This is a genomic window from Streptococcus sanguinis (genome assembly GCF_020729765.1).
Lineage (GTDB): Bacteria > Bacillota > Bacilli > Lactobacillales > Streptococcaceae > Streptococcus > Streptococcus sanguinis_Q.
Genome location: NZ_JAJEPD010000023.1, coordinates 460053 through 485710 on the forward strand (window position 1 = coordinate 460053; position 25658 = coordinate 485710).

The window sequence follows — 25658 nt, forward strand, 5'->3', positions numbered from 1 at the left end:
CTTATCATGATGGATTTCATTCGAGCCGATTTTTACCGGCTCATGCGCTCAAAAGGCTTTTGGATTACTGAGTTTTTATTATTCTGTGCGATTATCTCAACAACCTTCTTCCATGCAAATATTCATTTTGGAGCAAATATCTCCAGTAATGCGGCTGCTAGTCAATCTCTAGGAAAACTAACCGGCCTTCAAGCTCTAGACTATTTTGCAGGCAATACAGACAGTCTGCTCTTTTTCACTATTATTGGTATCAGTATGGTTCTTGGAGTGGACCTGTCTCGGAAACTTTATAAAAACTGTCTGAGCTACGGTATCTCTAAGCTCAGCTATTATTTCTCTAAATTCTTTGTCTGCGTTAGCATTGCAGCCTTTCACTTCCTGCTGATTTTATCTATCTCCTTTGTGACTGCTAGTCTGTCCAACGGAATTGGAAGTGCCCCCAGCTCTTTTTTGCCTCAGCTAGGAGCTGCTCTCTTCGTTCAATTTCTCAGCACGGTTACATGGATTGCCATCATTTCTTTTGTACTCTATGCCAGCCACTCGATTGTATCTAGCTTTCTGACCTATTTCCTTGGCGGTACCTTACTGACTATTCCCCTCATCTTTTACCCTGACAATGAATGGCTGCTCTATCTGACCATGCGTTTTAACACAGATATGGCAGCAGATAGCGGAGCTGTTATCAAAGCTATCCTGACAGTGGTAACGGTCACCTTGCTCTTTATGGGTGGCGGGCTGATGGTTTTCAAAAAGAAAAATTTATAAAAAGTAGGAACAATCTTAATCATTCAGAGGAGATTTCATGTTACATACCATTCAGGCGGAGCTCTACCAGCTTGTCCGCTCCAAGCTTTTTTGGCTAATAGAAGGGCTGCTCTTTTTTCTCATTTTCATCAGTTCTCTTGGTGAAAGAAACTTTAATTTTTATATCTCTACATCTTCTGATCCAGAAGAAATAGTCATCCAAGGTTGGACAGGATTTGAAGCTCTCGGGCAGCTTGCTAAAGACTTCCTGCCCTTTGTCATGATTACTATCCTTGTGCTCATCATCTTTCTGTTAGGTCGTGACCTGACTAGAAAACTATACAACAATATATTAGCTGGCGGGATTTCTCGGAAAGAATTTTACCTATCCAAAATAGCTGTTCTTATCACAATTATCATCTTGCAAATGGCGGCAGCTTTTGCCGCAGCCTTTATCTTTGGGAGCCTCTTCCATGGACTTGGGACTATGCCAAAGAACTTTTTCTGGAGCTTTTCCTTGTCTTTCTTTCGCTCCTTTCTCTTTATTATGACCTGCAGTTCCGTAGTTACCTGTCTCCTCTACCTGACCCACTCCACCCTAGCCAGCTATCTCGTCTTTTTCGCCCTGATCATGCTTCAGTCTAGCCTCGTCATCGTTTTCCCTCAGATAAATTCTGAACTATTTTTACTCTTTATCCTAGCTGGTTCTCTCTTAGGTGGTTACCAAGCCTTTCAGCACAGGGACTTATAAATCTAAGCAGTCAGCCCTTTGGCTGCTTTTTTATTGTTTTTAGATTGGTTCTGCATTTCTTTAGAAATATTTTAGAATTTCTTGAGAAATATTTGAAATCTAGCTTGTATACTAAAATCAAACCTAAGAAAGCGAGAATATACCATGCAAACTGTTTTAGAAGTAAAGCAAGTTACCAAACAATATGGCCAGCAATATGCCCTTGATCATGTGAGTCTTTCGATCCAGAAGGGCGAAATTTACGGTTTAATCGGCAAGAACGGAGCTGGCAAAACCACTCTTCTCAAGACCATTAGCCGGCTCATTCATACCAACAGCGGAACCGTTTCTGTCTTTGGTTCGCAGAACTCTAAGGAATGGAATGAAGGCCTGCGCAAGATAGGTACTGTCATCGAAACACCAGTTGCTTACAATCAGATGACTGCTTATCAAAACCTCAACTACTACTGCAAGGTCCACCAGATCGCCCAGCCCGACCAGCTCATCAAGGAAACCCTGGCCTATGTCGGATTGAGCAATACTGGTAAAAAGAAATTCCGCAACTTTTCGCTAGGAATGAAGCAGCGTCTGGGAATCGCTATTGCCCTTATCAGCAAGCCTGAACTCATGATTCTAGACGAGCCTATCAACGGCCTAGATCCGCTTGGCATCAAGGAATTTCGACTGATGATTCAGCGACTCAACCAAGAATTGGGAATCACTTTTATCATTTCCAGCCACATCTTGTCTGAGCTTTATCTGGTAGCCACCAAGTTTGGCGTGATTGACCAAGGACGGCTTGTTGCAGAATTCACCAAAGACGATTTTGACCAAGCCAGCGAAGATTATATCGTCCTCAAAACCAGCGATAGAGATCAGGCTGCCAACCTCATCCAAGGCAAGCTCCACTATCAGCTCAAGGAAGCTGATAAATCTGACGAGTTGCACATTGTCGCCCAAGAACAGGAACTAAATGACATCAACAGGGAGTTGGTCCTATCCAACATTCATGTCAATGGTATCTATGCAGCTCACAAAGATTTAGAAAAATACTTTACAGATTTAGTCCAGTAAGGAGAAAAAAACATGTTACATACTTTTCAAGCAGATTTTTACCGTTTCTTTCGTTCCAAGGCTGTTTGGATTACCGAATTCATCTTTCTACTGACGACCTTGAGCGCAGTCTTTGGAAAATTAAATGCCGTCCAGCTTATACAAGCGGTGTCCAACGCTATCGGTAATAATACTTTTATCATCATTATCCTCTCTATGGTCGTCATCGGGACAGATCTGAACAAGCAGCTTTACAAGAATACATTAACCAGCGGCGTTTCCCGTACCAGTTTCTTCGTCTCTAAAGCCCTAGTCATGGTCTGCGTAACGTTCCTGCAGTTGGCTCTCTATTATAGCATCAACTTTATCCTAGCAGCTATTCTAAACGGTATCGGTGATTTATCCGCTACCTTCCTGCTTCAGTTTATTCTTCTATTCTTTGTGCAGTGCCTGACTGTCATTGCTTGGACAGCTATTATTTCCTTTATTCTTTATCTGAGTAAATCTATGATTGCTGCTCTGGGAGGTTACCTTTTCTGCGCATCCTTAACCGGAGCTCTTGCTCAATTTTATCCCAAATCTCTATGGCTGCAGCATTTCACCATGAGCTTTGACTTTGAGACGCTCCAAAGCAACGGTGTAACCTTAAGAATTATTCTAATCGCCTTGGTCTTAGGAACAATCTTCACCGCAGCAAGTCTTTATACTTTCCACAAAAAGGATTTATAGTAGAAAATGAGCTGGTTCTTGACTGGCTCATTTTAATTTTTTCAATTTTAAATTTCTTTAGAAATATTTTAGAATTTCTTGAGAAATATTTGAAATTTAGTTTGTATACTAAAAGTATAAACAAAGTAATTAAAGGAGAAACATCATGCAAAATGTTTTAGAAGTGAAAGGACTCACTAAAAAATACGGTGATCAATATGCTCTGAAAGATGTCAGTCTTTCCATCAAGAAAGGAGAGATCTACGGTCTCATCGGAAAAAACGGTGCTGGTAAGACCACACTGATCAAAATCATCACTCAAGTCATCTATCCTAGCGGAGGGTCCGTGTCTGTCCTGGGCTCTCAGAACCAACAAGAATGGACCAGAGCCCTCAGCCATACTGGATCTGTCATCGAATCCCCTGTAGCTCATGCCCACATGTCGGCCTATGAAAATCTGCGCTACTACTGTACCGATCGGGGCATTCCAAATGCTGACAAAGTCATCAAAGAAACCCTGCAATATGTCGGCCTGACCGATACTGGAAAGAAGAAATTCCGTAATTTCTCTCTGGGGATGAAACAGCGGTTGGGCATTGCCATTGCCATTTTGGGGCGTCCCGACTTGCTCATCTTGGACGAGCCCATCAATGGTTTAGACCCAGTTGGGATTCAGGAATTTAGAGAAATGGTCAAGCGCCTCAATCAAGAATTAGGCATCACCATCATCATTTCCAGCCATATCCTGTCCGAGCTTTATCTAGTCGCAACTCGCTTTGGTTTTATCAATCAAGGGCATTTCATCAAGGAGCTGTCTAAGGAAGAATTTGACCGAGAAAGCGGCGACTATATCATCCTCAAAACGGATAATATCAAGCAAGCTGCTCATTTAGTGCAAGACAAGCTAGGCTACCAGCTCAGACCGACCAACAAGGAAGATGAGCTGCATATTTCCGGTAAGGTACAAGAAATTCGCAAGATTGCCAAGGAACTAGTCCTAGCCGACATCCCAATCGGGGAAATCTACTACGCCCACAAAGACTTAGAAAAATACTTTACAGACTTAATCAACCAACAAGGAGGAAACACTCATGTTTAATAGTATCAAGGCGGATTACTACCGTCTCTTCCGCTCCGTAGGATTCTGGGGAGTGCAGGCTTTCTGCATCTTTGGAATTCTCCTCGCCATTTTCACTTCCAAAGTTGTCAGTTCCGACAACGGTATCTTTTTTGCCATAGATGTCGTCTCCTACAACAGCGGCATGCTCTTTATTGCCTGCAATGTCATGACTAGCTTGCTTCTCGGTGTTGATCTCAATGACAAACTTTATCACAATAACCTGACTACAGGCAAGACTCGGACCCAGTATTACTTCTCTAAATCACTGGTTATCGGTAGCTTACTGCCTATGCAGTTCATACTGCTCTACATTTTAGGTATTGTCATCGAATTTGTCCGAACCGGCGGTAATATGGGAACCCTGCCAGCTAATTTCTGGGGACAATTCGCAATACTCTTTGTCATGCAGGTCATCTGTACCTATGCTTGGTACTGCATTACCAGCTTTGTCCTCTACTTGACTCGAAACTATAGTGTCGTCTTTATCACCTATATCATGACCTACATCTTACTCGGCCTCCCTAGTCAAATGGTTGATGCCAATAATGAATGGTTCAAGGCTATCAAGATGGAGTTCGTCTACGGAGACGCTTCAATACCAGGTGTCATCATCAAAACAGCTATCTTTGCTCTCAGTCTGATCACGGTCTTTAGCTTAGCAGGACTGGCTACACTGAAGAAGAGAGATTTGTAAAATAAAAACTCAGCTAATCACTAAATTAGCTGAGTTTTTTTGAGCGGATTTTAATTGGATGATGAGCGGATTTCACCCTTTCTGGTCTAGCCCTCTTTATCGGCTTTCTTTCACTGCTTCCAATCTTGCTTTTTCAAGAACAGACTGATGCAGACTCCTAGGATAAGGTAGAAAGTGACAAAGGTAAGACTAGCTGCCAAACTGGTCGGATATGGAAAGATCTTGCCCATAGGAAAAAGAACATTAGATAGAAATCCAAGGGGAACAAAAAGCAAGAATAAAATCAAGGCTAGCTTAACCTGAAAAGAAGGTCTTACCTCGGATAGATTGCGGCCCGTTCCCCACACCAGCAGCCCTACTCCCTGAACGATCAGCACCGGCGTTAGCAAGACACTGATCTTGAGAAAATCAGCTAGGATAATGGAGAGGATGATGCCCAGACCGACCAAGCCAAGAGAGAGCTGATAGCAAATATTGCTGGCTATTCTCCTGTGCTTGATTGACTGTTCTTCCTCTTTCTGGACTACAGGCTCAATTCCCTTGAGCAGATAGTCTGTGGTCACCTCAAAATAGTCACTCATGGAAATGATCTTATCCAAATCAGGCATACTCTGCTCGCTCTCCCACTTGGAAACGGCCTGTCTGGACACACCGAGTTGGTCGGCCAGCCCCTCCTGAGAAATGCCCCGCGCTTTTCGCAGGTACTGGATTCTGTCTGATAGATTCATGGATTGTTTTACCTATTCTTTCTTATTTTTTATACTTTCTTTCATTGACACTTATTATAGCACAAGGTGGAGAGACTGCAAAGTCTGCTTGTCACCTCTTCATACAATGCTAGATTTCTTCTTTAGACGGAAGTGCTTTTTCCTCCCTATCCGTCCGATACCAGAGATAGATACTATAAAGTGTCAGGAGAATCACACCTCCAAAGTAAAAGAAGGGATTGACTTGAGAGAAATCCAATTGATTGTTAGCTTGAGCTATGCCAACAAAAGTCGGGATGAGGGTGTTGGAGAGCGCATGAAAGATGTTACAAGCAAGGGCAGACTGGGTCTTCTTATAAAGTGCAGCAAGCCAGAAAGAGAGAAAGATACTGAAAATGATAAAAACTGAGAAAAGATCATGGCTTCGATCATAAAAGCGATCGTAAAACCAGAGAGGAATATGCCAGATGGCCCAAATAATACCGGTCATCAAGGTAGAGACAAAAAAAGAAAACTTTTTCTCCAAGGCCGGCTGTAGAAAGCCGCGCCAGCCGAATTCTTCAATCCCGCCCGATAGGACAATACAATAGATAAAAAACCAAGGAAAGCTTACTAAAGCGCCGTCTACCAGCTTGCCGCCAGAAGCTAGGGCATAGAAGGCAGCCAGACCGCCACCATAGATTAGCAAGTAGAGCCAGGTCTCTTTCTTGCCTGAAAAGAGATAGGAGCAAATGGCCTTGAAGCCTTTCTTTTTCAGTACGATCAGGCTGGCTAGCATAGGCCCAAACATAGCAATACCATTTAGAATAGCTTCAAGAGCTAGATAGGCTGTAGGTGGACTGTCTGGCCAAAGGTTTTTGAGGATAATGTCCAATAGCCAGAATCCCCATGTCCAGCCGAAGTTCCAAGCTAGGAACGGCAAAATTAGTTTTGGTTGTGGTTTGATAGTTGTTTCTGTATTCATGAGAATACCTCCTTATAATATAATTAAACTCAAGTTTTTGATCCAAATCTTCAAAGACAGCGACTCGTTCATTCCGAAATCAAAAACTTGGTTTCTGCTTTCAGATTAACAAAAAAGCCAGTTGCCTTTCTAGCGACTGGACTTGGAATAAAGAAAAAATCTAGTTGCTTTTTGAGTGATTGAACTTGGAATCATTGTCAACTGTCAGTTGCAAGTCAGTTATATCAAGGGTTTAGATCAGTTGGCCGATTTTTCACTTTGACTGGTAAAATGACCTCGCTAATATGACTTGCTTTTCAAATCACAAAACAAAAAGGCATCTTTATCATGCCTTTCTTCGACTTAATTTAAAAATAAACCTCCGCCAATTCAAAAATTAACTGAGGTTTTTGAGCGGATTTTGAGACTAGCTGATAGAGCTGAGCCTTCCTTGTTCTGATTTTTTAAGTCTTTTTTACAAAGTCACAACCAGTTCAAACCAGTCGTCCTCGGCTTTCATTGTCAAGTCCCCGCCTAGGATTTCGACTAACTGCTGGGTGATGTAGAGCCCCAACCCTGAAGACTCCTCGCTGCTGGATAGGTTTTCTGAGTAAAAGCGATTGGTCAGCTTATCCAGATATTGGATAGGCTGCTGGACGATATTTTTGACGGTAAAGATACAATGCTCGCCCTCTTTTTTCAGAGAAATGCTGGCAGCCTTACGACCGTGCTTGAGGACATTGCTTATCATATTCTGAACAATGCGCTCTAGAATTTCTGGGTCTGTCTCTAGCTCTAGACCTTCAGCTAACTCTACCTGCAGGTCAATCTGGGCTTTCTGAAAGGCGTCATAATAAGTAAAAAGCTGCTGGGTTACCAGCTGGGATATATCTGTCGGCTGGACATTGGCCCGAATGGCTCCCTCCATCAGCCGGCGGTACTCCATCAAGGCTTCCAGCCGTTTGGATACCATTCCCAGACTATCTGCAATTTTGACTAGCTGCTGACTTTCCTGACTATCATCCTTCAGCAGCTGCTGGGTGTAGCCACTGGCAATGGTCAGAGGAGTGCGGATATCATGGGCAATATTACTGATAGCCATATCCAGCGTCTTCTTTTCCTGCTGGACGACAAAGGTCGTCTTATCTAGTTCCGCAAAGAGCAGCTCTGCTTCCTCTGTCAGCTCCAAAATACTGGGGGCATGAGCAGCAGGAGTCAGACGATTCTGGCTCCCTGTCTGCCGCTTCAGACGAATCTGCTGTGCCACATCCTTAACCGCCAGATGATAGCGTATGAAACCAATGGCCAGAAACAGACTGATAAGGGCAAATAAAATGACTAACACCAACATATCAGTCCTCCTTGAGCCGGACACCTAGTCCCCAAACAGTCTCTATGTATTCCTCTGTTGGGTCCAACTGAGCTAGTTTCTTGCGCAGATTACTGAGGTGGGTATTCAAGGTATTATCCCCAGGCAGATAGCTCTCTTCCCAGACCTGCTCAAAGAGCTCTTCCTTTGTGTAGATCTTCTTGGGATGACGGAGCAAGAGCTGGAGGATATGATATTCTTTCTTGCTCAAACGGACGCTTTTCTCTCCACAGACCGCCTCAAAGGTAGCCTTGAGCAGGCGGATATTTTTAAAGGACTGGCCTTCTTCCTCGCCGGTCAAAGCCTGCTGGCTGCGCAGCTGCACGGTAATACGGGCAAAAACCTCATCCAGATTGAAAGGTTTGACAATATAATCATTAGCACCATTCAGCAGGTACTGGCTAACCAGCGCTTTCTCCCCAAGAGCCGTCAGCATAACCACTGGCACCGTAGCATTGCTGCTGCGAATTTCCTTCAACACTTCATCGCCATTCTTACCCGGCAGCATGATGTCCAGAAGGACCAAATCAATCTCCTCCCGCTCAAACAGAGAAATGCCCTCCGTCCCCGAATAGGCAGAATAAACCGTGTGTTCCTTCTGAAAAAGTTCTTTTAGAATTTCATGAATATCACTATTGTCTTCGATGAGTAAAATATGAGCCATAAACACTCGCCTCCAGAAATTTCCTATCACTAGTGTAGCAAGGATAAGAGGCTAAGTCAATAAAAGATGGACTATTCGAAAAACTTTAGAAATATTTTAGAATTACTTGAAGGATATTTGAGAATCGAACTTTAAAATAGAAAGAAATAAGAAATGCATGTGCTATAAAAAGGAGGCTCAGAATGTTTAAAATTTTTTGCAAAATCGTTTTTAGAAGTATTACTTTCGCCCTTGAGGGCTAAGGAAAAAAGGAGAGCCGCATGAAAAAATCATTTATTCTAACGCTTCTAACCATTATAACTCTAGGACTCTTCCAGCCAGCTACTGCGCTGGCAGAGGAGACTCAAAAGCTACCATCTGGCATCGAACGTGACCAGATCGGCCAGAAAATCCAAGACTATGTCAAGGAACATGAAAAGACAACAGCCGGCATGGCAACAGCGGTATTTGACAAGGACGGTACCATTTATCAAGGCAACTTTGGATACATGGATAAGGAAAAAGGGGTCAAGGCCGATGATGATAGCGTCTTTGAATGGGGCTCCGTGACTAAGCTGACCGTCTGGATCTCTGTCATGCAGCTCTGGGAGCAAGGTAAGATTAACCTAGAAGAAGACATCCGCACCTATCTGCCAAAAGGCTTCCTCAAAAATCTCCGCTATGATAAGCCTATCACCATGCTGGATCTGATGGACCATCAGGCAGGATTTGATGAGACTACCTTCTACATGCGAAGTGACAAAAGTATCGAAGAAATCCTTAAAGAACAACAACCTATCCAGTCTTTTGAACCCGGTACAGTCACAGCTTATTCAAATTACGGTGCCGGCTTGGCTGCTCTGATTGTCGAGCGGATCTCCGGTCAGACCTTTGCCGACTATGCTCATGAGCATATTTTCAAACCACTGGGCATGGATAAAACGGCTATTTTGCCGGACCTATCAGACAATTCCTACGTTCAGAAAAAGCGTCAAGAAACCAAGGGTTACGACACTAAAGGAAACTTGCTGAACAAGGACCATTTCATCACTAGCATCTATCCTACCGGAGCGGCTACTGGCACCTTGAAAGACTTGGAGAAGTTCGCCCAAGCCCTGCTGGCTCGCAAGACGCTCTTTAATCGCCCAGAGACCTGGAACACCCTCTATACTGTCAGTTCCACCTACCCTGACACGGATATCATCCGCAATGCTCATGGCTTTTGGGCCAACGAATACGGTACTACTGTGTTGGGCCACGGCGGAAATACAGCTGGCTCTACTTCACGGATAATGTTGGACTTGGAGCATGGTATCGGCTATATTGTCATGACCAATCAAGGTACAGAGCAAAATTATAATTTCCAAATGCCAGAGCTCGTCTTTGGGCCACGTAAAACGGCCAGCAAGAAAACCCAAGAGCAGTTCAGTCCAGGCTATTATCGCACTCTGCGCAACTTTAATCAAGGACCGCTGGCTATCTTTAAAATGATTCCAGCCTCCGCAGACTACTTACAGGAACCATCTGACGATCAGCGATTGCCAAACAACTTCTGGACCATTTATCAGAGCCAAGGCAAGACCCGTATCGCAGTGGCCGTTGCAGACTATGAGAAAGTCTCTGAGTTTGATTTCTATAAAGACTTTATCGTTCTTGGCTCTGGTGGACTTGGTATCATCTACGCCCTCGGTCTACTCCTCATTAGTCTGATTCTAGGAGCCTATCGACTCATCTTCCGTAAAAAACAAGAACAGCCAGACCACGTATGGAAAGTCTGGAACATTCTAACAGCTGTTGGTATTTTGGCTGTTCCAATCAATCTCTTTCTGCTATTCATGTCAGCAACTTCAGGAGATTTCAGCGAACTCGCTCAGTGGCGCTACATGCTCTTTGCTGCCTTGGGACTCCTGCTAACCGTATCCGCTCTGTTACCTCTCTTCAGAAAGTCCAGAGAAAAGCTCAGTAAAGGCCGCCTCTTCCTAACAGCCGTGACCAGCCTATCTGCTTTAGCAGTGGCCGCTAATATCCTCTATTGGTCCCTCTGTCAGTGGTGGGTATTCTAATATGAAAGGAGCCAGCTATGAAAAAAACATTTTCCCTAATCCTTTTAACTCTGTTGACTCTAGGACTCTTTCGGCCGATTACCGCACTGGCTGAAGAACAGAAACTCCCATCTGGTATCGAACGTGACCAGATCGGCCAGAAAATCCAAGACTATGTCAAGGAGCATGAAAAGACGACTGCCGCTATGGAAACGGCAGTATTTGACAAGGATAGCACCATTTACCAAGGCAACTTCGGTTATATGGATAAAGAAAAAGGCATCAAAGCTGACAACAGCAGCGTCTTTGATTGGGGCTCTGTGACCAAGCTGACCGTCTGGATAGCTGTCATGCAACTCTGGGAACAAGGAAAGATTGACCTAGAGGAAGATATCAAGACCTATCTACCAGAGAATTTTCTTAAAAATCTGCACTTCGACAAAGCTATCACGATGCTGGATCTCATGAATCATCAGACAGGATTTGATGAATCTCTGTCTTACACAAAAGGTGATAAAAATATAGAGGAAAATCTACGCATGCTCCAGCCTGTCCAGTCCTTTGAACCTGGAACAGTAACCTCTTATTCCAACTATGGTGCTGGGCTCGCTTCTATGATTGTCGAGCGGATTTCCGGCCAGACCTTTGCTGACTATACCCACGAGCATATCTTCCAGCCGCTTGGCATGGACAAGACAGCTCTCCTACCGGACTTATCTGATAATCCCTATGTTCAGAAAAAACGGCAAGAATCTAAGGCCTATGATACAAAGGGAAATTCACTAGGGACAGCTTTTTATGAATATGGTCTCTACTCAATTGGCCAAGCAGCCGGTACCTTGGAGGATTTACAGAAATTTGCTCAGGCTCTGCTGGGGCGCAAGACTCTCTTTGACCGTCCAGAAACTTGGAATACTCTCTACAATCCCACTTCGACCTATCCAGGTACAGACATCGCCCGCAATGCCCACGGTTTCTGGATTAATGAATACGGAGTCAGCATCATTGGCCACGGCGGCAATACTGATGGTTTCAGCTCTCGTCTCATGCTAGACTTGGAAAGTGGCATCGGCTACATAGTCATGACCAATCAAAGCATGGAAGAGAATTACAACTACCAAATGCCTGAACTGGTTTTCGGAAAACGTAAAACAGCTGACGAAGATACCCAAAAGCAGTTTACACCAGGCTACTACCGTTCTCCACGTACCTTTCTCCATGGTCCCTTGTCCTTTCTAAGACTCATGATGCCCTCAATAGAAAAGATTGACAATCCTGCTCAGAACCGAATCTTGAGTACCAATTTTTGGACCATCTATAAGAGCAAGGGAAAGATTACAATTCCCGTCGCTGTGGTAGACTATGAGAAAATCTCTGCTTTTGACTTCTATAAAGACTATATCATCTTAGGATTAGGCATCCTTGGAATTGTCTATAGTTTTGGAACGATCATCACCAACCTTTTATTAGGAGTTTATCGCTTGATTTCCCGAAAAACGGTTGAGCCCACAGACCGCACTTGGAAGGTCTGGAATCTACTGACTTCTCTTGGTATTCTGGCTGTTCCCCTAAACCTGCTAATGATTATGATACCTTTGATGTCAGATGATCTCAATTCTCTAGCTCCCTGGCGCTACATGCTCTTTGCTGCCTTGGGGCTCCTGCTAACCTCTGCTGCTCTGCTGCCGCTCTTCAGAAAATCCAGAGAAAAGCTCAGCAAGGGCCGCCTCTTCCTGACGGCCATGACCAGTCTATCTGCTTTGGCAGTGGTCGCTAACATCCTTTACTGGTCTCTTTACCAGTGGTGGGTGCTTTGATAAATGAGGTGTTGTTATGTTCAAACTGATTTCTGTTTGGTTAAAAATCTGGATTCCCATTCTCTTTGCTATGGGAATCGGTATTCTCTTATATCTTATCACAAATTGGACCACACTAGATGCTGGAAGCAGATTTGTCGCTATAATCTATGTCATGCTCCCTTTGCACTGTCTAGAGGAATGGAGATTTCCTGGCGGTTTTCATTATAACTACAACATGCTTCGGCGCTCTCGAAAGCCCGATCGCTATCCTATGAATCAATTTTCTGATATGCTGACTATCATGTTAGCTGAATTAATTGGTATTGTCTGTCTCTTCTACGGTGTCAATCAGATCATTGTCATCTGGAATCTTATCTTTTGCTTTTTTGAAATGATTGGGCACCTGATTTTTGGGTTCAGTATGTACCGACGTTTTCGTACAGTAGGAAAAAGAACCATTTATAACCCAGGTTTTGCGACTGCGGTTGTCTTTACGCTTCATGCTCTCTACTATGTTCTGAGCCAGTATCCTACAAATCTCCCCAGTTTGCCAATAATCATTTTAGCCATTATCAGTGGAACAGTTCTTGTAAGTAGTGTCGTTCTTATCCCTGAGCAACTGTTCAAATCAAAAGAGACCCCTTATCCTTTTGATAGCAATCGTTATTATGAAAAATATATCGCAAGAGAAAATAACTGAGTTCTCTTCCTTTTTTCATAATCTTCTTCAAAAATTCTATGAGACGTCGAAGGCATAACTGAGTGACTAATGCTCACCGAAAATCAAAAAGTGGCCTAGTTCTATTCTGCTATTTTAAGTTTGGCCTTGCGGCCAACCAGACATATCTAATGTTTGTTAGCTGTTATTTCCAACTCTATCGCGACAGAAACAATATAGATACACCTGACCAGTCTATCTGCTTTGGCAGTGGTGGGGGCTCTAAGGCAAATTTTATATATCAGTCCCTCTGGCTTTCTATTTTTTGACCACTAAATTGTATTTAGTTTTTTCTTGATTTTTTATATTTTATTTATTACAATATGAACAAGTTCATAAAATGAACGTATTCATATTTTGAAAAGGGATTTAAAAATGAAAGTAAGTAAAAAAGAAAAAAATCGTCAAGCTATTTTAGAAGTGGCAGGGGAGTTGTTTCGCTCTAAGGGCTTTGGAGCAGTTTCTATGCGAGAGATTGCAGAAGTCTGTGATATAGCTACCGGAACTCTATATAATTATTTTAAAAGCAAGGGGCAAATTTTTATTGAAATAGTTATCCAGAAGAAGTTTAAATTGACTACAAAATTTGATGAAAATGCTAAGACTTATACAGAGCTTGTGGCAAGTATTAAAAAGCAGATTATATCTGATGTTGGAACTATAACTGAAGTTGAGAAGTCCGACTGGCAGAGCATTTTTCAAATCCTCACCTCTGATGCTGATTCCAGTCAATATTTGAGCAACTTGCTGTATCTTGATAGTCAATATCTTCAATCAATTAAGACTTACTTGGAAAGCAAGGCCCATCTACTGCCGGAAAACTACCCAATCGACCTCCTGCTGGAAATACTTTATAACAGTTTAGGGCTTTTGGTAATCCGATATCTTTATACAGATATGCCATCATCACTTTTAATGGAAAAAGGATTGGAACAGATAGAATTTATCCTGGGACAGGGAGGAGTAAAATATTGAGAGATATTTGTACACCTAAGTTTTTACAGGAACTATTTGGACGGAAAACTAGCCTAATAACCATAGCTATAACGATGACCTTCTCTTTTCTGGTAACTGGATTACTCTGGCGCCTTTCCTTGCCAGATCAGAATTGGCCATTGTGGCAAATCATCACTTTTTGCCTCTTATCTGTAGATATCAGCGGCGGAGTGATTGCTAATTTATCTCAAGGGACTAATCATTATTATCAGGAGTCTGTAAAGCGACGATGTGTTTTCCTACTGATTCATATTCAGCCCTTACTTCTAGCTCTACTTTTTAATCAATCTTTACTAACCTGTACTATGGTCTGGCTTGGTGCGATGATAGGCGCTCTGTTTGTAAGCGAACTACTGAAAGATTGCAGGGAGCAAGCATTAACTGGTGCTTCTATGGCGGGGTTGGGTTGCATTCTTCTTATTAGTTACAGTAAATTGCCAATCAGTATGACAGCTCTTTTATCACTTTACCTGATTAAACTTCTATTCGCTTTTAGCGTAAATCACGATATGACCGCTTGGAGTAAAGATTATAAATAAAAGTATGCGAGTCTAAAATATGATGAACAGAAAGGAATCCCTATGTTGAAAAGAATCTTTATATTTATCCTTAAAACAATCACTTGGCTGGTAGGACTCTTAGCTCTGGCCTTATTGGCTATCTTTCTCTATCACCGCTTTCAAATAGCTCAGGAAAGCAAACTCATTGAGAAGCCGATTGGCCAACTGGTCGAGGTAGAGGGTAAGAAGCTCAATGTCTACACTGCTGGCAAGGGCAAGAAGACCTTGGTTTTCCTAGCAGGTCTGGGCACCAATGCTCCGGTTCTGGATTTCAAAGCTCTTTATTCCAAGCTGGAGGATGATTATCGTATCGTCGTGGTAGAACGTCTGGGCTATGGTTACAGCGATGATGGAAACGATGACCGCTCATTGGATAGACAAGTGGAGCAGACACGTAAGGCCCTCAAAGCTGCTAAGATATCCGGTCCTTATGTCCTGGTACCACATTCGATTGCCGGTTTAGAAACGATTCACTGGGCCAATCATTACCCAGAAGAAGTAGAAGCTATTATCGGGCTGGATATGACCATGCCTCATACAGAGGTGGCCGACCAGCAGAAATTTTATGGCTCTTATCAGACTATCCAGCTGGGGAGAATGCTAGGCTTGGCTCGCCTGCCGATTTTCTTTGATGAAAATAGCAGCCCGGCCATAAAGTCTGGGGCTCTCAATGATCAGGAAAAAGCTGTCTTTAAAGCTTTGTTCCACCAGCGGTCAATCACCCAGGCGGTCATGAACGAAGTCAAGAATCGGAAGAAAAATGTTGAAACAATTAACAAAGAACCCGTGCCCCAGATTCCAACTCTTATCTTTGCGGCTGTCCAGAAAGGCGGAGAAACTCCTAAGTTGGAAGAAGAGTTTGTAGCGCAGAATGCCCAAGCCAAACTTGTGACATTAGAAAGCTCCCACTATATCCATGACGAAAAGCCAGAGGAAATCGCCCAGCAAATAAAGGAATTCTTGAAATAATAAATCTTGTAAAGTATTTAAATTTCAGTTAGACTAAAGTTCCTATTAAAAATACATCCTTAAAAAAAGCTGAGACATTCATATCTCAGCATTTTTCTTATTTCACAGATGCTCCATTAGTCGCGATGACTTCCTTGTACCAATCAAAGGATTTCTTCTTGGAGCGCTTGAGAGTTCCCTTGCCTTCATTGTCCCGATCCACGTAGATAAAGCCGTAGCGCTTCTTCATCTCGCCAGTGCCGGCTGATACTAGATCAATACAGCCCCAGGTCGTGTAGCCCCACAGAACCACACCGTCTTCATTGATGGCTTCTCGCATGGCCTTGACATGGGCCGCCAGGTAGTCAATCCGGTAATCATCAGCCACATAGCCATTTTCATCCGGAGTGTCCACTGCGCCCAGACCATTTTCCACGATAAACATGGGCTTTTGATAACGATCCCAGATGGTATTTAGCGTAATGCGCAAGCCCAGAGGATCAATCTGCCAGCCCCAATCAGAGCTTTCCAAATAAGGGTTCTTGAGAGAAGCAAAGATATTGCCCTCCGTCAGCTCATTGACCTTAGGATCGCCCGAAGCTACCCGGCTAGAGTAGTATGAGAAGGAAATGAAGTCCACCGTATGCTCCTTGAGCAGCTGCAGGTCTTCTTCTGTCATTTCGACAGTGATGCCCTCGCGCTCCCAAGCTTTCTTGGCATAGTTGGGATATTCACCACGCGCCTGCACGTCGATGAAGAAATAGTTTTTTCTGTCTTCCTCCATGCCAGCCCATACATCGCGTGGATGGCAGGTGTTAGGATAATTTTGTCCTGCTGCCAGCATACAGCCGACCTTATTTTCTGGATCAATCTCATGAGCCAGCTTGGTGGCAATGGCTGACGCGACCAGCTCATGATGGGCCGCTTGGTACTTGACCTGTTCTTCATTTTCGCCTTCTTCAAAGCAAAGCCCCGCCCCCATAAATGGTGCATGGAGGATCATATTAATTTCATTGAAGGTCAGCCAGTACTTGACCAAGCCCTTGTAGCGGGTAAAGAGAGTTCGGCAGAGACGCTCGTAAAATTCCAGCATGCGACGATTTCGCCAACCACCATATTGCTCAATCAAGTGCATGGGACAGTCAAAGTGAGTAATGGTCACCAAGGGCTCAATGCCATACTTATGGCATTCCTTAAAGAGGTCTTCGTAAAATTTCAGGCCAGCTTCATTGGGCTCCATCTCATCCCCCTTAGGGAAAATCCGACTCCAAGCAATGGACAGACGATAGGTCTTAAAACCCATCTCGCCAAAGAGGGCAATGTCCTCCTTAAAGCGATGGTACATGTCAATAGCTTCCTTTGCCGGGTAGAAATAGCCTTCCTCAAAGTCAAACATCTTTTTCTTACCCGTGATGATGGCCAGACGATCCTCACCAATCGGCACCACATCTACATTGGCTAGCCCGCGACCATCCGCATCATAAGCGCCTTCGCACTGGTTGGCAGCTGTCGCTCCGCCCCACAAGAAACCATCAGGAAAAGTCAGTTTTTTAGTCATATCTTCCTCCTTAGTAAGATAAAAGATTTTCTATACTTTATAGTATAACAAAGTAAAATCTAAAAAACTTATAACATAATGTCGAATAATAATATTATTCTATGACCGATTGATTTCACAGCTGAAATAACAAACCCCCAATCTAGCATTTCTCTTCAGAACAGTGATAGATTTTCCTTATCAGTGCGATAAAAAATACATATTACTAAAGGTCTGTTATCTATGCTAAACTAGGAACATCAAGTGTTTAAGGAGTGAGAGCCGTGAACTGGGACATCGTCAGTGATTACTATCCCCTCTATCAAGAGGCCTTTCTTTTAACCATGTTCATAGCCTTTTGGGGAATTTTGGGATCAATTGCTGTCGGATTCTTAGTCAGTCTGATTCGCTTTTACAAGATTCCAATTTTGAAGTCGCTAGCAACCGCCTATATCGAGTTTTCCCGCAATACGCCGCTGTTGCTGCAGCTTTTCTTTCTCTACTTCGGCCTGCCTCGTGTTGGACTCGTTCTATCCTCTGAGGCTTGTGCGACGATTGGGCTAATCTTTCTGGGCGGTTCCTATATGGCTGAGTCTTTCCGAAGCGGCCTTGAAGCAGTCAGCCGAACGCAGAGGGAAGTCGGACTCTCTATCGGCCTACGACCAGTACAAGTCTTCTACTATGTCATCCTGCCTCAGGCTGCAGCTATTGCCCTGCCTTCCTTTAGTGCCAATGTCATCTTTTTAATCAAGGAAACCTCAGTATTTTCAGCTGTTGCCTTGGCAGACCTAATGTTTGTAGCTAAGGACTTGATTGGCCTTTACTACGAGACAGATACGGCTCTGCTCATGTTAGTCATCGCTTATCTGATTATTTTGCTGCCAATTTCACTTGGCTTTAGCTGGATAGAAAGGAGGCTGCGGCGTGCAGGATTTGGGCATTCAAGTTCTCTTTCAGGGGAATAATTTCTTACGTATCTTACAGGGGCTGGGCGTTACCATTGGCGTTTCCATCCTCTCGGTCATCATCTCCCTTATCTTGGGGACTTTTTTTGGCATCATTATGACCTCGCACTCAAAGATTGTGCGCTTTCTGTCCAGAGCCTATCTAGAGTTTATCCGCGTCATGCCCCAGCTGGTTCTGCTCTTTCTGGTTTACTTTGGCCTAGCCAGAAATTTCGACATCAATATCTCTGGTGAGCTTTCAGCCATTATCGTCTTCTCTCTTTGGGGAACGGCGGAAATGGGTGACTTGGTACGGGGTGCCATTACTTCCCTGCCCAAGCATCAGTTTGAAAGCGGTCAGGCATTGGGACTGTCGCAGCGCCAGCTCTATATCTACATTATCATCCCGCAGGTACTGCGACGGCTTTTGCCGCAGGCGATTAATCTAATCACGCGGATGATTAAGACAACCTCACTCATCGTCCTTATCGGAGTCATCGAGGTCGTCAAGGTCGGCCAGCAGATCATTGACAGCAATCGTCTGTCTATCCCTTCTGCTGCTTTTTGGATTTATGGCTGCATTCTGCTGCTTTACTTCGCAGTCTGCTTTCCTATTTCTAAGCTGTCCTCTTATTTGGAAACCATCTGGAAGGAGTAACGGACATCATGTCGGAAATCATTTTAGAATTACGGGACATTCGCAAGTCTTTCGGCAGCAATGCCATCCTTAAAGGCCTGTCTCTCTCTGTCCAAAAAGGAGAGGTTGTGGTCATCCTAGGATCATCTGGCTGCGGAAAGTCGACCCTGCTTCGCTGCATCAACGGTCTTGAAAGCATCCAGTCTGGTGATATTTTGCTGGATGGCCAATCCATCCTCAGCCAGAAAAAGGACTTCCATCTTGTTCGTCAGAAGATTGGCATGGTCTTTCAAAGCTATGAGCTCTTCCCCCATCTGGATGTCCTGCAAAATCTGATTCTTGCTCCCATAAAGGCTCAGGGGCGCAAGAAGGACGAGGTCATCAAGGAAGCTGAAAGCCTGCTGGAACGAGTCGGCCTGGCGGATAAAAAGCACAGTTTTGCTCGCCAACTGTCTGGCGGCCAAAAGCAGCGGGTGGCGATCGTCCGTTCGCTCCTCATGCACCCAGAAATCATCCTTTTTGATGAAGTAACTGCTTCGCTAGATCCCGAAATGGTCCGCGAAGTGCTAGAGCTCATTAATGACCTAGCCGAGGAAGGCCGGACCATGTTGATTGTGACCCACGAAATGCAGTTCGCCCGCGCCATTGCCGATCGGATCATCTTCATGGACCAAGGTGGTATCCTCGAGGAAAATACCGCCCAGCAGTTCTTCAGCCAACCCAAAACCCAGCGAGCCCAGGAATTTCTCAATGTCTTTGACTTCAGCCATCTAGGCTGACAGTGATGCCTACCCCACCACTGATGTTGCTGCTCTTTGGTATCTCTGTGTTTTCTTCACATTCTCTTATCTTATAAAGGAGTCTCTTATGAAATTATCTAAAACAATCTTTGCTTTAACAACCCTTACTCTGGCTTTCTTCCTTGTCGCTTGCGGCAGTTCCAGCAAGAAAGATGCTGGTAACAAAGACGCAGCTTCCAGCAAAACGGTCAAGGCCCGCAGCCTTGAGGAAATTAAAAAGAGCGGTAAGCTTCGTATCGCGGTTTTCAGCGACAAGAAACCGTTCGGCTATGTAGATAACAACGGCAAATATCAAGGATATGACATTTATCTGGGCGACCAACTCGCTAAAGATTTAGGTGTTAAGCCAGAGTATGTGCCTGTAGATGCTGCTAACCGGGCTGAATACTTAATCTCCAACAAGGTCGATATTACCCTAGCCAACTTCACCGTCACAGACGAGCGGAAAAAACAAGTTGACTTCGCCCTGCCCTATATGAAGGTATCTCTCGGAGTCGTATCACCAAAGGGCTCAGTTATCACCAAGCCTGAGCAGTTGGAAGGTAAGACCCTGATCATCACCAAGGGAACCACAGCTGAAACCTACTTTGAAAAGAACTATCCGAATATCAAGCTGCAAAAGTATGATCAGTACAGCGATGCTTACCAAGCCCTGCTGGACGGCCGCGGCGACGCCTTTTCTACAGACAATACTGAAGTCCTAGCTTGGGCGCTGGAAAACAAAGGCTTTGAAGTCGGCATCACTTCGCTAGGTGATCCAGATACCATTGCCCCAGCTGTGCAGAAAGGCAATACCGAGCTACTCAACTATATCAACGACGAAATCAAGAAACTCGGCAAAGAAAACTTCTTCCACAAGGCCTATGAAGAAACTCTCCACCCAACATACGGCGAAGCTGCTAAGGCTGACGACCTAGTTGTTGAAGGCGGGGAAGTTAAATAAACCTGCTGATATAGAGCAAGAAGTTGGAAAAACTCAATTTCTATCCGAAATATAAGAACAGTTCACATAAAAACGCATAAAATCAACACTTTTGTAATCAGTTGATTTTATGCGTTTTTTCTATTTTAACAGACCTATTTCATTCGATAAAAATCAATCACTAGACCAGCAGGGCCTTTAACTAGCAGCGATTCCGTACCCCAATCAGTTACAGCTGGGCCGTGTAAAATCTCAGCACCAAGCTCTTTCAACCGCTGGTAATTCTGGTCTACATCCTCAATCTCGATATGAAGAATGATTCCTGTCTGGAAATTTTCCAAAGGAATCAAATGATTTTGGGACAACATGAGACAGTGACTGCCAATCGTGAACTGTGCAAAACTGTCGTCAACATAGTCTGTCTTTTTATCCAAAATACGCTCCAAGTCAGCACAGACTTGGGGAACATTTGAAACAATAATATCTAATTGATTTAAATTCATTTACTATCCTCCATAAAAAGACCGGATTGCTCCGATCTTTTCAAGTTCGACTCTAAGAAAATCAAGTTATAAACAAGACATCGAAGCGCAGGCAGTACTGCTATGCGGCAAGGTGAAGATGACACAGTTTACATTTGATTTTCAGCGAGAGGAATTATTTAATTGCGCGTGATTGCAAGCCTTCTTCTTCCAAGAAGAGACGGAATGGTACGAGTTCTTCTGCTTCGTATTTTTCCTTGAAGGCTTTGATTGCTTCTTCTGAGTGAAGTTTTGGATCTAGTTCAAGTACTTCTACTGGAAGCGGACGGTGTTGAGTGATGCGAGCATCGATAACAACAGTTTTACCTTCTTTATTCAATTTAACAGCTTCTGCAACGACTGCGTCAATGTCTTCGATGCGGTCTACTGTAAATCCAACAGCGCCTTGCGCTTCAGCGATTTTAGCATAGTCAGCGTTTGTGAAGTCTACACCAAACAAGTGTTTGTTGGTGTCTTCGTATTTGTTTTTGATGAAGCCGTACTCAGCATTTGAGAAGACAAGGTTGATAACTGGAAGGTCGTATTGAACATTTGTGATAACGTCTGGGTAGCACATGTTGAATGCACCGTCGCCCATGATGTTCCATACTTGGCGGTCTGGATTGTCTTTCTTAGCAGCGATACCACCAGGAAGGGCAATACCCATTGTCGCAAAGAGTGGAGAGGTACGCCACATGTTCTTAGGTGTCATGTGAAGGTGACGAGTAGATGTTTGAGTTGTGTTACCTACGTCGATTGAGTAGATAGCATCTTGGTCAGCGTATTTGTTCACTGCGTTGTATACTTGGTACAATTGCAATTCACCCTCAGTTTTACCTTCGAGTTTGTTCATGTAATCACGCCAGTTTTGGTTGTTCTTCACATTCGCACGCCACCATGGAGTAGATTCAACTGGGTTTACTTTGTCAAGAATCGCTTTAGCTGCTTGACCTGCATCTCCAAGGATTGAAGCGTCAAGGGCATGGCGTTTACCAAGTTTGTAAGGGTCGATATCGACTTGGATGAATTTTTCAGTGTTCTTGAAGGCTTCATAAACTTCAGCAAATGGGAAGTTTGAGCCAAGGAAAAGAACGGTGTCTGCTTCGAAAACCACTTCGTTGGCTGGTTTCCAACCAACACGGTAAGCAGAACCTGTCAAACCTTCGTAGTTCCACTCAAAGGCTTCAAAGTTTTTACCAGTTGTGATGATTGGTGCTTTAATTTTACGTGACAATTCAGTGATGACTTCACCAGCTTTAACACCACCAAATCCAGCATAGATCACTGGGCGCTCAGCCTTGTTCAAGATTTCAACAGCTTTGTCAATTTCAGTTTCGTTCAAAGCAGGAGCGATGAATGAGCGTTCGTATGAACCTGAACCATAGTATGAGTTTTCGTCGATTTCTTGGAAACCGAAGTTTACTGGGATTTCAACAACAGCTGGACCTTTTTTAGAAACTGCAGCACGGCACGCTTCGTCAATTACTTTTGGCAATTGCTCAGCGTAAGCAACACGTTTGTTGTAGACAGCGATACCGTTGTACATTGGGTTTTGGTTAAGTTCTTGGAAGGCATCCATGTTGAGTTCGTTGACTGGACGTGATCCAAGGATAGCAAGGAATGGAGTGTTATCCATAGCTGCATCGTAAACACCGTTAATCAAGTGAGTCGCACCTGGACCACCTGAACCAACTGCAACCCCGATTGAGCCGCCAAATTTAGCTTGCATCACCGCAGCAAGAGCACCAGTTTCTTCGTGGCGAACTTGCAAGAAACGGATATCTTTGTCTTCAGCCAAAGCATCCATGAGTGAGCTGAGTGTTCCTGATGGGATACCGTAGATGGTATCTACGCCCCATGTTTTCAATACGTTGAGCATTGCTGCTGATGCAGTAATTTTTCCTTGAGTCATAATAATAACTCCCCTTCAATAAAATAAATTTTCAGTTATTGAAAACATTTCCACTTGTGAATGAAAACGCTTCAAGCAACTTTACTCTATCAATTTATCATGTTTTTTAGCTCTTGTATAAGAATATGCTCATAGATGAGATAGAACTATTACATAACACAAAGTCCTAAATTTTTTCACAAAGTCCAATGTGTTTTATAATAATTTTCATAATCCCTTTGAAATCAAGCATCATTCACAGAAAAACTTTGTAAGTTTAAGAAAATAAAAAAGGCTCTGTTCTGGAAAAACAGAGCTGTATTTTTTCGAAGAAACTACAAATATTCCTGCAAGGCCTTGGACAGGGCTCCATAGCCAGAAATGGTCAGATGGAGGCCGTCAGTTGTGTAGTCTGGGCGCAGCTGGCCTTTCTCGTCCAGAAAAGCATCGTAGAGATCGATAAATTGGACATTCATGTAGGCCTTAGCCAGCTGGCGATAGGCCTGATTGAGGGCCTGAATCTTTTCATTGCTGCGGACATAGACTGTGCTCTTGTAGGCTGGAGCTTCATTGACCGGCAGGACCGACAGCAACTGGATCTGAGCTAGAGGATAGTCACGAGAAATCTCCTGAATAACGGCTTCTAAATTGGCCAGCGTTTCTGTCTTAGGCATCTCCTTGCCAATGTCATTGGTACCTATCAGGATAAAGACCTTATCCAAAGCCTGCCCAAAGAGATGGGCATCCAGATTTTCTAAAAGCAAATCAGTCTTATAGCCCCGAATGCCGCGGTTGACCAGTCTTTTATCCGTCTGCAATAGTTCCTGCAATGGATAGTATTCTACGATAGAATCTCCGATAAAGATGATGTCTGGATCCTTGACGGAGAGTTGATTGAGTTCTCTGTAGTTTTGCTGCAATTTTGCCTGCTCCTTGAGAAGCCATTCTTCTAGTAATTGTACTGCCATTATTCTTTTTCCTCTTCTAAGTATTGCTCCATCACCTGTAGAACACCGGCTTCTGTATTGGCCGGTGCTAGGTAGTCTGCTACCTTTTTGACTCGCTCATCACCATTTTCCATAGCGTAAGAAATACCAGCTAATTCAAGCATTTCTATGTCATTTTCACTATCCCCAAAAGCCATGATTTCCGAGCTTTGAATCTGCCACTTAGCCATCAGCTGCTGCAAGCCCCAAGCCTTGTGCATCCCATCTTGGAGGATGTCAACGGCTCCATAACCGCTGGCAACAGCGCTCAATCGGCCTGCAAAATGCTGATTAATCAGACGAGCATGCTCTGCTGCTGCAGCCTCTTCTACCATCATACTCATTTTCAAGACCTTGTCAAAGGGATAATCCTGAAGTCTTGGCACAAAGTTCATCCGCTTGTGAAAAAGCTGAGCCATTTCCTTAGTCATAACCTTTTCAATCAAGGGAAACTCTGTTCCCTCCTGAACAAGGCCGCCTCTTTCAGAGGTCACAACCAGCTGAAGCTCCCTTTCACGACCGGAAAAATAAGCCAACGCATCCCTAATCAATCCAGGTTTCCAGAAACTGCTCATGCTTAGCTGATCTTTTCAAAAATCCTCGCTCCGTTGGCGACTACCAAGGTCATTCGTTCTACCAAATCTCCCAATAGCAGACGCATCCGTGGAATTTCATTGCCAGTAGCCACCACAAAGCGAATGTCTCTCTTCTCCAGCTCATCTAAAATAGTAGCCAGACGCGGCAAATCCAGCTGTCCCTGTCCGTCCAGCAAGGTTCCATCCATGTCTGAAAAGAAAAGTTGATTTTTTAATTTATGATACTGTTCTGAGTTTATAATAACTTTATATTCTTATTCAATCATTATTTCCTACTCCAAATATAATTATTTTAAAACATGAGAACTATATAAATTCTAACTTTCCGGTAGTGCGTGATTTTCTTTCTAAAATGTGTAATAAAATAGAGGCAAGTACTAAAAACATAAAGCTTAATGTTAACTCCTCAAAAATAAGATTATAATGAGTTGAAAGTGGCTTACCCGCTATTAAACCTTTAGCAATTTTAATAGATCTTGTTAATGGCAAAATTCCAGAAAAACACTGTAAAATATATGGTAACTTACTTATTGGAAAATTTGCCCCAGTAAAAATTAATAGTATTCGACTAATTAAATTTAATACTAAATTTGTTTCACTTGTTATTAAAATAAGACATGAAAAAATATATCCAAAACTTACTGATRCAAATGTAGCCACTAAGAGAACGATAATAAACGAAAAAATTAAATTACTTGTCCAACTAACATTTAAAATCATACTAACAACAACTAGTCCAATAACAATTGAAATAATAGTCATAATCATGGAGCCAATTGCACTTGATAATAAAATGGACCTCAATCTTGTTTTTGAAGCAATTAACAAACTAAGTGTTCCATTATATTTTTCTACTATTAATTGCGCTCCTACACCAAACAATGAATTAAACGAAGCAATTAATAATGCATTCCCTATCATCCATTTTTGGATATATTCAACCCCATAAATATAACTCGCAATCAATGAAAAAAATAGAGTTTGAGAAATCGGAGGTATAAGATCAAACAAAAAGTATGCTTTCCAATCAGATATGAGCGAAGTTTGTTT

General features: G+C 43.3%; 25 protein-coding genes and 1 pseudogene. 16 read left to right on the forward strand and 10 right to left on the reverse strand.

The window, feature by feature from the left end:
• The first annotated feature begins 6 nt into the window (after positions 1–6).
• The 6 genes from K4H96_RS03950 to K4H96_RS03975 all read left to right on the forward strand — a co-directional run bounded on the left by K4H96_RS03950 (position 7) and on the right by K4H96_RS03975 (position 5049).
• Positions 7–765 (forward strand): ABC transporter permease, encoded by a 759-nt coding sequence (locus K4H96_RS03950; RefSeq protein ID WP_223337372.1) that lies wholly within the window; start codon positions 7–9, stop codon positions 763–765.
• Positions 766–802: 37 nt separating this feature from the next.
• Positions 803–1495 (forward strand): ABC transporter permease, encoded by a 693-nt coding sequence (locus K4H96_RS03955; protein WP_223337371.1) that lies wholly within the window; start codon positions 803–805, stop codon positions 1493–1495.
• A 144-nt stretch (positions 1496–1639) separates the two neighbouring features.
• A complete protein-coding gene (locus K4H96_RS03960) occupies positions 1640–2548 on the forward strand; it encodes an ABC transporter ATP-binding protein (protein ID WP_223337370.1) in 909 nt (302 codons plus the stop codon).
• Between the two features lie 12 nt (positions 2549–2560).
• Positions 2561–3256 (forward strand): ABC transporter permease, encoded by a 696-nt coding sequence (locus tag K4H96_RS03965; protein ID WP_223337369.1) that lies wholly within the window; start codon positions 2561–2563, stop codon positions 3254–3256.
• A gap of 145 nt (positions 3257–3401) precedes the next feature.
• Complete coding sequence (locus tag K4H96_RS03970; RefSeq protein ID WP_002914381.1) at positions 3402–4334, forward strand: ABC transporter ATP-binding protein; 933 nt, start codon at positions 3402–3404, stop codon at positions 4332–4334.
• Positions 4327–5049 (forward strand): lantibiotic ABC transporter permease, encoded by a 723-nt coding sequence (locus K4H96_RS03975; protein ID WP_223337368.1) that lies wholly within the window; start codon positions 4327–4329, stop codon positions 5047–5049. The genes K4H96_RS03970 and K4H96_RS03975 overlap by 8 nt, the downstream gene beginning before the upstream one ends.
• Before the next feature lie 110 nt (positions 5050–5159).
• Here the strand turns inward: K4H96_RS03975 and K4H96_RS03980 are convergent, their stop codons facing one another.
• From K4H96_RS03980 to K4H96_RS03995, 4 genes are all read right to left on the reverse strand, one after another.
• Positions 5160–5777 (reverse strand): helix-turn-helix domain-containing protein, encoded by a 618-nt coding sequence (locus K4H96_RS03980; protein ID WP_223337367.1) that lies wholly within the window; start codon positions 5775–5777, stop codon positions 5160–5162.
• A 109-nt stretch (positions 5778–5886) separates the two neighbouring features.
• The gene (locus K4H96_RS03985; RefSeq protein ID WP_223337366.1) at positions 5887–6720 is read right to left on the reverse strand and encodes a CPBP family intramembrane glutamic endopeptidase; all 834 of its coding nucleotides are present in this window, start codon (positions 6718–6720) and stop codon (positions 5887–5889) included.
• Positions 6721–7174: 454 nt separating this feature from the next.
• The gene (locus K4H96_RS03990) at positions 7175–8050 is read right to left on the reverse strand and encodes a sensor histidine kinase (RefSeq protein WP_223337365.1); all 876 of its coding nucleotides are present in this window, start codon (positions 8048–8050) and stop codon (positions 7175–7177) included.
• A gap of 1 nt (position 8051) precedes the next feature.
• A complete protein-coding gene (locus K4H96_RS03995; protein WP_002903793.1) occupies positions 8052–8732 on the reverse strand; it encodes a response regulator transcription factor in 681 nt (226 codons plus the stop codon).
• Positions 8733–8992: 260 nt separating this feature from the next.
• On the opposite strand from K4H96_RS03995, the gene K4H96_RS04000 reads away from it, so the two are divergent.
• The 6 genes from K4H96_RS04000 (at position 8993) to K4H96_RS04025 (ending at position 15795) form a co-directional block, all read left to right on the forward strand.
• Complete coding sequence (locus K4H96_RS04000) at positions 8993–10774, forward strand: serine hydrolase domain-containing protein (protein WP_223337364.1); 1782 nt, start codon at positions 8993–8995, stop codon at positions 10772–10774.
• A gap of 17 nt (positions 10775–10791) precedes the next feature.
• Positions 10792–12570: a serine hydrolase domain-containing protein gene (locus tag K4H96_RS04005; protein WP_223337363.1), complete on the forward strand. Its 1779-nt coding sequence runs from the start codon at positions 10792–10794 to the stop codon at positions 12568–12570.
• Positions 12571–12586: 16 nt separating this feature from the next.
• Positions 12587–13252 (forward strand): HXXEE domain-containing protein, encoded by a 666-nt coding sequence (locus K4H96_RS04010; RefSeq protein ID WP_223337362.1) that lies wholly within the window; start codon positions 12587–12589, stop codon positions 13250–13252.
• A 393-nt stretch (positions 13253–13645) separates the two neighbouring features.
• Positions 13646–14245 (forward strand): TetR/AcrR family transcriptional regulator, encoded by a 600-nt coding sequence (locus K4H96_RS04015; RefSeq protein ID WP_223337361.1) that lies wholly within the window; start codon positions 13646–13648, stop codon positions 14243–14245.
• On the forward strand, positions 14242–14805 hold the full coding sequence (locus K4H96_RS04020; RefSeq protein ID WP_227956347.1) for a hypothetical protein: 564 nt from the start codon (positions 14242–14244) through the stop codon (positions 14803–14805). The genes K4H96_RS04015 and K4H96_RS04020 overlap by 4 nt, the downstream gene beginning before the upstream one ends.
• 42 nt (positions 14806–14847) lie before the next feature.
• On the forward strand, positions 14848–15795 hold the full coding sequence (locus K4H96_RS04025) for an alpha/beta fold hydrolase (protein WP_223337359.1): 948 nt from the start codon (positions 14848–14850) through the stop codon (positions 15793–15795).
• Positions 15796–15892: 97 nt separating this feature from the next.
• Here K4H96_RS04025 and K4H96_RS04030 read toward each other — a convergent pair whose 3' ends face one another.
• Positions 15893–17332, reverse strand: coding sequence for a 6-phospho-beta-glucosidase (locus K4H96_RS04030; protein ID WP_223337358.1), 1440 nt, complete (start codon positions 17330–17332; stop codon positions 15893–15895).
• A 263-nt stretch (positions 17333–17595) separates the two neighbouring features.
• On the opposite strand from K4H96_RS04030, the gene K4H96_RS04035 reads away from it, so the two are divergent.
• The 4 genes from K4H96_RS04035 to K4H96_RS04050 all read left to right on the forward strand — a co-directional run bounded on the left by K4H96_RS04035 (position 17596) and on the right by K4H96_RS04050 (position 20635).
• Positions 17596–18276: an amino acid ABC transporter permease gene (locus K4H96_RS04035; protein ID WP_002932070.1), complete on the forward strand. Its 681-nt coding sequence runs from the start codon at positions 17596–17598 to the stop codon at positions 18274–18276.
• Complete coding sequence (locus tag K4H96_RS04040; protein ID WP_223337357.1) at positions 18236–18913, forward strand: amino acid ABC transporter permease; 678 nt, start codon at positions 18236–18238, stop codon at positions 18911–18913. The genes K4H96_RS04035 and K4H96_RS04040 overlap by 41 nt, the downstream gene beginning before the upstream one ends.
• Before the next feature lie 8 nt (positions 18914–18921).
• Positions 18922–19671 (forward strand): amino acid ABC transporter ATP-binding protein, encoded by a 750-nt coding sequence (locus K4H96_RS04045; RefSeq protein ID WP_125406049.1) that lies wholly within the window; start codon positions 18922–18924, stop codon positions 19669–19671.
• Positions 19672–19759: 88 nt separating this feature from the next.
• Positions 19760–20635, forward strand: coding sequence for a cysteine ABC transporter substrate-binding protein (locus K4H96_RS04050; protein WP_002901451.1), 876 nt, complete (start codon positions 19760–19762; stop codon positions 20633–20635).
• A 134-nt stretch (positions 20636–20769) separates the two neighbouring features.
• Here the strand turns inward: K4H96_RS04050 and K4H96_RS04055 are convergent, their stop codons facing one another.
• From K4H96_RS04055 to K4H96_RS04075, 5 genes and pseudogenes are all read right to left on the reverse strand, one after another.
• The gene (locus K4H96_RS04055) at positions 20770–21117 is read right to left on the reverse strand and encodes a VOC family protein (protein WP_125352291.1); all 348 of its coding nucleotides are present in this window, start codon (positions 21115–21117) and stop codon (positions 20770–20772) included.
• Positions 21118–21271: 154 nt separating this feature from the next.
• Positions 21272–23047 carry a pyruvate oxidase gene (gene spxB / locus K4H96_RS04060; RefSeq protein WP_002919671.1) on the reverse strand — a complete coding sequence of 592 codons (1776 nt, stop codon included), beginning with the start codon at positions 23045–23047 and terminating at the stop codon, positions 21272–21274.
• Between the two features lie 314 nt (positions 23048–23361).
• Positions 23362–23994, reverse strand: a complete 633-nt coding sequence (locus tag K4H96_RS04065; RefSeq protein ID WP_223337356.1) for an SGNH/GDSL hydrolase family protein — start codon at positions 23992–23994, stop codon at positions 23362–23364.
• A pseudogene (locus tag K4H96_RS04070) lies at positions 23994–24796 on the reverse strand (Cof-type HAD-IIB family hydrolase). Before K4H96_RS04070 ends, K4H96_RS04065 begins: the two are co-directional and overlap by 1 nt.
• Before the next feature lie 118 nt (positions 24797–24914).
• On the reverse strand, positions 24915–25658 hold a 744-nt coding region (locus tag K4H96_RS04075), incomplete at its 5' end, for an ABC transporter permease (RefSeq protein ID WP_227956349.1).

Excerpts from the sequence above, each read along its gene's own strand:
- K4H96_RS04010 (WP_223337362.1), top strand. The coding sequence starts at position 12,587 with ATGTTCAAACTGATTTCTGTTTGGTTAAAAATCTGGATTCCCATTCTC.
- K4H96_RS04045 (WP_125406049.1), top strand. The coding sequence starts at position 18,922 with ATGTCGGAAATCATTTTAGAATTACGGGACATTCGCAAGTCTTTCGGC.
- K4H96_RS03970 (WP_002914381.1), top strand. The coding sequence starts at position 3,402 with ATGCAAAATGTTTTAGAAGTGAAAGGACTCACTAAAAAATACGGTGAT.
- K4H96_RS03960 (WP_223337370.1), top strand. The coding sequence starts at position 1,640 with ATGCAAACTGTTTTAGAAGTAAAGCAAGTTACCAAACAATATGGCCAG.
- K4H96_RS04025 (WP_223337359.1), top strand. The coding sequence starts at position 14,848 with ATGTTGAAAAGAATCTTTATATTTATCCTTAAAACAATCACTTGGCTG.
- K4H96_RS04050 (WP_002901451.1), top strand. The coding sequence starts at position 19,760 with ATGAAATTATCTAAAACAATCTTTGCTTTAACAACCCTTACTCTGGCT.
- K4H96_RS04055 (WP_125352291.1), bottom strand. The coding sequence starts at position 21,117 with ATGAATTTAAATCAATTAGATATTATTGTTTCAAATGTTCCCCAAGTC.
- K4H96_RS04005 (WP_223337363.1), top strand. The coding sequence starts at position 10,792 with ATGAAAAAAACATTTTCCCTAATCCTTTTAACTCTGTTGACTCTAGGA.
- K4H96_RS03965 (WP_223337369.1), top strand. The coding sequence starts at position 2,561 with ATGTTACATACTTTTCAAGCAGATTTTTACCGTTTCTTTCGTTCCAAG.
- K4H96_RS03950 (WP_223337372.1), top strand. The coding sequence starts at position 7 with ATGATGGATTTCATTCGAGCCGATTTTTACCGGCTCATGCGCTCAAAA.
- K4H96_RS04015 (WP_223337361.1), top strand. The coding sequence starts at position 13,646 with ATGAAAGTAAGTAAAAAAGAAAAAAATCGTCAAGCTATTTTAGAAGTG.
- K4H96_RS03955 (WP_223337371.1), top strand. The coding sequence starts at position 803 with ATGTTACATACCATTCAGGCGGAGCTCTACCAGCTTGTCCGCTCCAAG.
- K4H96_RS03995 (WP_002903793.1), bottom strand. The coding sequence starts at position 8,732 with ATGGCTCATATTTTACTCATCGAAGACAATAGTGATATTCATGAAATT.
- K4H96_RS03985 (WP_223337366.1), bottom strand. The coding sequence starts at position 6,720 with ATGAATACAGAAACAACTATCAAACCACAACCAAAACTAATTTTGCCG.
- K4H96_RS04065 (WP_223337356.1), bottom strand. The coding sequence starts at position 23,994 with ATGGCAGTACAATTACTAGAAGAATGGCTTCTCAAGGAGCAGGCAAAA.
- K4H96_RS03980 (WP_223337367.1), bottom strand. The coding sequence starts at position 5,777 with ATGAATCTATCAGACAGAATCCAGTACCTGCGAAAAGCGCGGGGCATT.
- K4H96_RS04000 (WP_223337364.1), top strand. The coding sequence starts at position 8,993 with ATGAAAAAATCATTTATTCTAACGCTTCTAACCATTATAACTCTAGGA.
- spxB (WP_002919671.1), bottom strand. The coding sequence starts at position 23,047 with ATGACTCAAGGAAAAATTACTGCATCAGCAGCAATGCTCAACGTATTG.
- K4H96_RS03975 (WP_223337368.1), top strand. The coding sequence starts at position 4,327 with ATGTTTAATAGTATCAAGGCGGATTACTACCGTCTCTTCCGCTCCGTA.
- K4H96_RS04030 (WP_223337358.1), bottom strand. The coding sequence starts at position 17,332 with ATGACTAAAAAACTGACTTTTCCTGATGGTTTCTTGTGGGGCGGAGCG.
- K4H96_RS03990 (WP_223337365.1), bottom strand. The coding sequence starts at position 8,050 with ATGTTGGTGTTAGTCATTTTATTTGCCCTTATCAGTCTGTTTCTGGCC.